Annotated in this window: 6 protein-coding genes and 1 pseudogene; 2 read left to right on the top strand and 5 right to left on the bottom strand. The window is 62.8% G+C overall.

Features of this window, described 5'->3' with window-relative positions; all coding sequences use genetic code 11:
• Positions 1-176 precede the first annotated feature (176 nt).
• From EQZ23_RS19585 to EQZ23_RS19575, 3 genes are all read right to left on the bottom strand, one after another.
• Positions 177-872: a DUF2490 domain-containing protein gene (locus EQZ23_RS19585; protein WP_066609286.1), complete on the bottom strand. Its 696-nt coding sequence runs from the start codon at positions 870-872 to the stop codon at positions 177-179.
• Between the two features lie 90 nt (positions 873-962).
• Positions 963-2,195 carry a chromate efflux transporter gene (gene chrA / locus EQZ23_RS19580; protein ID WP_174525681.1) on the bottom strand — a complete coding sequence of 411 codons (1,233 nt, stop codon included), beginning with the start codon at positions 2,193-2,195 and terminating at the stop codon, positions 963-965.
• Positions 2,192-3,163, bottom strand: coding sequence for a chromate resistance protein ChrB domain-containing protein (locus EQZ23_RS19575; RefSeq protein ID WP_234422447.1), 972 nt, complete (start codon positions 3,161-3,163; stop codon positions 2,192-2,194). The genes chrA and EQZ23_RS19575 overlap by 4 nt, the downstream gene beginning before the upstream one ends.
• Positions 3,164-3,314: 151 nt before the next feature.
• On the opposite strand from EQZ23_RS19575, the gene EQZ23_RS19570 reads away from it, so the two are divergent.
• The gene (locus EQZ23_RS19570) at positions 3,315-4,226 is read left to right on the top strand and encodes a DUF1259 domain-containing protein (RefSeq protein WP_062734604.1); all 912 of its coding nucleotides are present in this window, start codon (positions 3,315-3,317) and stop codon (positions 4,224-4,226) included.
• A gap of 74 nt (positions 4,227-4,300) precedes the next feature.
• Positions 4,301-4,783, top strand: a complete 483-nt coding sequence (locus tag EQZ23_RS19565) for a DUF4142 domain-containing protein (protein ID WP_062734594.1) — start codon at positions 4,301-4,303, stop codon at positions 4,781-4,783.
• A gap of 56 nt (positions 4,784-4,839) precedes the next feature.
• Here EQZ23_RS19565 and dmeF read toward each other — a convergent pair.
• Together dmeF and EQZ23_RS19555 are read right to left on the bottom strand one after the other, a co-directional pair.
• Positions 4,840-5,771, bottom strand: a pseudogene (gene dmeF, locus EQZ23_RS19560) (CDF family Co(II)/Ni(II) efflux transporter DmeF).
• Positions 5,772-5,779: 8 nt separating this feature from the next.
• The gene (locus tag EQZ23_RS19555) at positions 5,780-6,052 is read right to left on the bottom strand and encodes a metal/formaldehyde-sensitive transcriptional repressor (protein WP_066609287.1); all 273 of its coding nucleotides are present in this window, start codon (positions 6,050-6,052) and stop codon (positions 5,780-5,782) included.
• Positions 6,053-6,205: the final 153 nt, after the last annotated feature.

Below are 6,205 nucleotides of genomic sequence, written 5' to 3'. Positions count from 1 at the left end.
AGGCCGCGCCGGCCTGATACGCGGCGCATCCTCCGGTGCCCGGCGTCGCCAGCTATCCGCCAAGCCAATCCCGCGCACGCCTTTTTCAACAGTCTCGTTCGGTTGTGACACTTGGCGAGATTGCCCATAAGAGCCGCAGCCCGAACCGCAATTCGTCTGCGTCCGGGCTTGCTTGGCTAAAGCGCCACGAAAAGGGTCGCGCTCAGCACGTGGTTGGTGCGATCTTCTCCGCGCCGAAAGACGTGCTGGTTCAGGTAGCCCGGTTCTAATCGCATTCGGGGCGCGACAGGTACGCCGACTCCGACGAAAGTACGCCACTGGTCCACGCCGTCACGGGCACCCCAGCTCGTCGAGTTCAGGTTAAAAAATCCTTCGGTGAAGGCGACTGCCTGCACTGTTCCCTGGCGCGCGATCGGCACCTGCACCCGGACAAACTGTCGCAACCGCCACCCGGTATCATCTCGACCCTCCAGCATGCGCTGTTCGAGCCGCGTGCGACTGATGAGAAGGGGGGTCCCGTTACCATTCCGCACGACGGCGAATTGCACCTGCTGCCAAAGCCTGTGTTCGTTCGTGATCCGGCCGCCTTCCGGGTCGGTACGGATATAGGCGTAACCCGCGATTGCATGAGCGTCGGGTGCTATCCTCGCGCCGATCGCGGTCCGTGCAATGAACTGGCTGCCTCCCCCGACGTCATCGGTCGCGCGCCCCTGAGCTTCGAGCCATAGAAAGAGGTCGCCGCGAACCGGTCCTGTGGCGATCACTGATCCCCATGCCTGGATGTCGTCCTGCGCGTGGGCGGGAGAACCGATGACCGCGCTCGCCAAACAGGCGAGAAGAAGCGGGATATATCGGACGTTCGGCATACCCATTTTACTGCTACCCTTCATATGCACTGCTCCAACCCGGACATGCGTTTAGACGTTGCTTCAGACTTGAGATCAGGGGGCGTCGCTATCCCATCAGGTCAGGGTGAACGCTCCGACCGCGGCCCCGATAGCCAGAACGACAGGCGTGGCGAGCTTGCTTTTCCAGCGGTACATGACGGCAAGCGCGACGCCAAAGATGAGCAAGCTCGCGATCGGGTTTGGTGTTCGCGTGGCCGTGGTCTGGGCAAGATCGATCACCGTCACCACGATCAGACCGACGACACCTGCCGCCACCCCGGCCAGGAATAGCTGGAGGCGTTTGTGCTCGACGACGGCTTCCAGGCGATCGTAGAACAGGAGCGAAAAGGCGAATGCGGGCAGGAACATGCCGGCCGTCATTGCCAGCGCACCGGCCAGCCCGCCGCTGATCCAGCCTACAAAGGTCGCAAAGATCACTAGCGGCGCAGGCAGAATGCCCGACAGGCCGAGGCCATCTAGGAATTGTCCATCGGTCATCCAGCCTTGGCCCACCGTGTCGTGCCGGATGAACGGGATTGCTGTGTACGCTCCACCGAACGTCAGCAGGCCGCCCTTCAACCCCGCCCAGAAAAGCGCGGCCATCGTAGGAGCGGATTCCCGCACGCCGGTCGTCGTCCCCGCCAGGGCCGTGCCACCCGTCCAGGTCAGGGTCGCCGCGCCGATCGCGAGCGCCACCACGACCGCGGCGAGTGCGTAACGGCCGGTCGAACCGAGCGCATAGACTGCACCGGCGGCGAGAAGCACAATCCAGAAGCTGACCCCGGCGAGCGACGCGACTGCGGCTGCGATGGCGGTCGCCCATAGCCACGGCCCGAGCAGGATGTGCTCGCCGATGCGGTGGATGGCGCGCACGATAACCGCAATGACCGCCGCTTGGACGCCAAGGAAGATGGCGCCGAACACGGTCCCCTGGATCGGTAACCGTGTATAGGCCCAGGCGAGCGCGAGCATAAGGACAAGTCCCGGCAGCATGAAGCCTAGCCCGGCGAGGACACCTCCCAGACGGCCCTTGGCACGGATGCCGAGATGGACGCACAGCTCATGCGCCTCCGGTCCGGGCAGCACCTGCATCACGGCCAGGAGCTTGTTGAACCGGTCGCTTGGAATCCAGCGTTCCTCATCGACCAGCTCGCGCCTGATCATGGCGATCTGCGCCACCGGACCACCGAACGCCATCATGCCGAAACGGAGGAAGCGCAGGAACAGCGCGGGGTAGCTCAGCTCAGGTGGCCGAGCTTCTCCGATGACCGAGCTTGTGGGGGCGAAATCACCGATATGTGCCATCATCCAGCCCCCTGTCCGCCACGTTGTTTGGTGAAATGCGCGTGGAAACCATCGAGCGCGCCCGAGCCTTGGGCAATCCGCTCCACGTCATCATCCGTTCCCGCGCAAATGCCGTTGACCAACGCGGCGATTCCGGCCGCTTCCGGTCGGCCGAACTTGCCATCCGCAATGTCGAGGTCATGGATAATCTCGGCTAGCGCGATCAGCGCCCGGTCGGCATCGAGACCGGTTCGATATACCAGTGTTTCGAAGGAGCAGCGGTCGCCCTCGTGCGTGAACTCCGCGTCTGCCATGTCGAAACGCAGTTCTTCCGGCTCGGGCACGTAGCCTTTGCCGTCCACGAACTTGAAGCTGGCTTGCGGATCGATGAACCGGCGGATCAGCCAGGCCGACGCGATGCGGTCGACATGGACATGCCGGCGCGTGACCCAGGTGCGGCCCTTCAGCTCCGCGGGCGTCAGCTCCAGCGCGCCCGTCCCGCTTACGTCCGGATGTTCATGGACGCGGCGGTCTGCGTCGGCGAGGGCGGCCAGGACAGCCTGTCGCCCGTGCGCGCCGAAAAAGTCGATCGCGGCGATCTCGTCCAGACGCTTTCTAAGCCGCCGGGTATCCGCCAGGGCCACCTCGCCGCCTTCGGTCAACGAGCGTAACTCACGCGCCAGATCGTCATAATCGGCGTCGCGGGCCGCGTCGAACATGGCGCGAAGTTCCGCACCGGTCATGCCTTCGACAAGCCGGGCCTCCAGGATCAGTGCCTCGCCGCCTCCGTTTGTGATTTCCGCTCGCAACTCCTCGAACAGCGCGCGCGTGTCGGGACGCAGGGGTAGCGCGTGGACTGCGTTCTTCAGCGGAGCAGAACCGATCGCCTGCAAGCGCCGCCACACCCGCACGCGCAGATAGGCCGGCTTGGCCGGTAGCTGCGGGATCAGCAGCAGCCAGTCATGTGGCTTGATAAGTGGATCGTCAGTCATGCGGCATTCTGTATCACAATAATAAATCTAACGTACACTTGTATCATTTCACATCACAAGCTAAATGTTGTCCGGAAAATTCGTGGTGCACATCATAGGGTCGCGAGCATTCGCGAATGCGGCCCGCCAGTCGAATCCAAGGAGAAAAGCATTGCGTCACTTGTTGCTACCGCTTGCCGCCCTGCTCGCTGGACCGGCAGTCGCCCAGACCGCTCCGCAAACGGCCCCAGCTCAGGCGAACAGCAACAGGTGGGCAACAGTGGACGAAAATCTTGGCCGGGGCGGCACGACGCAGCCGGACGGGGTCCGCCGTTATGCGTTTCCTCGCTCCGATCTGAACGTCCAGCTCGACGGCGTGGCGATCAAGCCCGCGCTGGCGCTCGGCTCCTGGCTTGCCTTCATGCCGATGGGCGAAGAGGCCATGGTCATGGGCGATCTCGTGTTGACGCACGACGAGGTGAACCCTGTCATGAGCAAGCTGCTCACGAGTGGCTTCACGGTGACGGCGCTCCATAACCATTTGCTCCGTTCCTCACCGGCGACGATGTACCTGCATGTCGGCGGGCACGGCGATCCGGGAGAGATGGCCAAGAACCTGCGGTCCGCGCTTGCCGAGAGTCGGACACCGATGACCGCGCCTGCCAAGGCCGCGGATTCCAAACTCGACTTCGACACCGCCGCGATCGACGGGATCATGGGCGGCAAGGGCAAGCCCAACGGAGGCGTCTACCAGTTCGGTTTTCCCCGAGCTGAAAAGCTGAGCGACAGCGGAATGCCTGCACCCGCCTCAATGGGCACGGCAACGGCGCTCAACTTTCAGCCGACCGGCGGAGGAAAGGCGGCCATTACGGGCGATTTCGTGCTGACCGCCGCCGAAGTCGATCCGGTGCTTCGTGCACTACGGTCAAATGGGATCGAGGTGACCGCACTCCACAACCATATGCTGGACGATCAGCCGCGGCTCTTCTTCATGCACTTCTGGGCAAACGATGACGCGCGTAAGCTGGCACGCGGGCTTCGCGCCGCGCTGGACAAGACCAACATCGTCCGCCCTGCGGGCTGAACATTTTAAGGCCGTAGTAAGTCAGGAGCAGATCAATGAGGACGTTATCAGGCGTATTTCTATGCGCGCTATCCATGGCGAGCTTTGCGATGCCGTTCTCGCCGTCCCTCGCTCAGGCCGGGATCAGCACGAACCCGGCACCGTTGGAAACCACGGGCTATTCGAGCGCCGTGGAAGCATTGAGCAAGTACGAGGTCGACTCCAGTCAGCTCGCGCTGACCCGCTCGAAGAGCCAGGCTACGCGAGCCTTCGCGCAACAGATGGTCCACCATCATAGCCGAGTGAAGTCAGACCAGAAGATCGTTGGCCGCTCCGACACCGGAAGCGCGCTGGACGCCCCCTTGTCTCAGATGCTGGACACGTTGCAGAACACGCCGAGCGTTGAGTTCAACGCGGCCTACAAACGCGGGCAAATCGCCGCGCACGAGGAAGCGCTGAAGGTTCATGGCGCCTACGCGGCGCAGGGTAGCGATCTTGCTGAACGGGCAAAGGCTCAAGCGGCCATGCCCGTGATCCAGAAGCACCTCGGTGCAGCACGCGATCTACCGGAAGCCTGAGGTAATCGATGATGGCGTCATGATTTGTCGGTTATGGTGTTGGTGAAGCACGCTGCCTATCGGCACTCGACCGTGAGATGCACTATTTCGTGGACTGGCATCAGGCGGGCGCGGATCGCGTCGCCGTCTATGTCTTGCCCGCATACGACACTGACGATCGCGGCGTGCGCTTCCGGGCCGACCCGCCAGACGTGAAGGTCTGCAATCCGGGCATCCCCCGGTGCCTCGACCAGCTCGCGCACTTCATCGGCAACGTGATTGTCGGTCGCGTCGAGTAGCACCGAGGCTGTGTCGCGCATCAGTGTCCACGACCATCGCGCGATCACAACCGCGCCGACGATGCCCATCACTGGGTCCATCCATATCCAGCCAAGATAGCGCCCGGCCAATAGCGCCGCGATGGCAAGGACGGAGGTGAGTGCGTCGGCGAGGACGTGGACATAGGCCGAGCGCATGTTGTTATCGCCACCATGCGTGCCGTGAGCATGGCCGTGATCGTGTCCATGATGATGATCGTGCCCGTGGTGATGCCCACCCGAGAGCAGGAAGGCGCTGGCTATGTTCACGCCCAGGCCGACGACGGCGATGATCGTTGCTTCGCCGAAGGCGACCGTAATCGGCTGAAACAGGGCAGGACGGATTCCACCGCGATCCCGAGCGCGATCAGCCCGAGCACCATCGCCGAGGCGAACCCGGCCAGATCGCCGACTTTGCCCGTGCCGAAGCTATAGGCGAGATTATGGGCGTGCCGTTTGGCATAGGCGTAGGCAGCAGCCGTGACGCCGAGCGCACCCGCGTGTGTCGCCATATGAAACCCGTCCGCGAGTAGCGCCATCGAGCCGGTCAGGTATCCGGCGACAATCTCGACCACCATCATTCCGGCTGTGAGTGCAACCACCCAGAGCGTGCGCCGGGCGTTTTCGTCATGCGAGGAGCCGAGGAAAACGTGATCGTGAGTGTGGCCCTTGATCGCGGGGAGCGTTGCCATAGATGTCCCTATTTGGAGTAGCGGCGGATCGCGGCGATGAGCTGCTCCGCCCCAGCGGCGCGATCGTCGTCGGATAGATCAGGCCGGGCGACATGCTCGCGAACGTGCGATTCAATAATCGCGTCCATGAGGCCGTTCATCGCGCCTCGCGTCGCCGCAACCAGGTGAAGAGTGGTAGCGCAATCCTTCTCTGAAATCAGCGCTCGCTCGATCGCGGTGACTTGCCCGGCGATGCGCCGGACGCGTTTCAGAAGGGCGTCATCAGTATGCAAGTGAGACATAGCTTACCCCCCTACCCTATATGTGAAAGATTAGGCAATGCGGTGTCAAAATCGGTCGAGACTGTTGAAAAACGGCTGCTTGCGAAGGGGCTGGAGGCGTGATTCACTCCTGAAAGGCGTCGGAGGATCACGAACATGATGGGTCGGCAGGTG

It is taken from the genome of Sphingomonas sp. UV9, assembly GCF_004101245.1.
Taxonomy (GTDB): Bacteria; Pseudomonadota; Alphaproteobacteria; order Sphingomonadales; family Sphingomonadaceae; genus Sphingomonas.
This window is presented reverse-complemented; position numbering and strand designations above follow the sequence as displayed.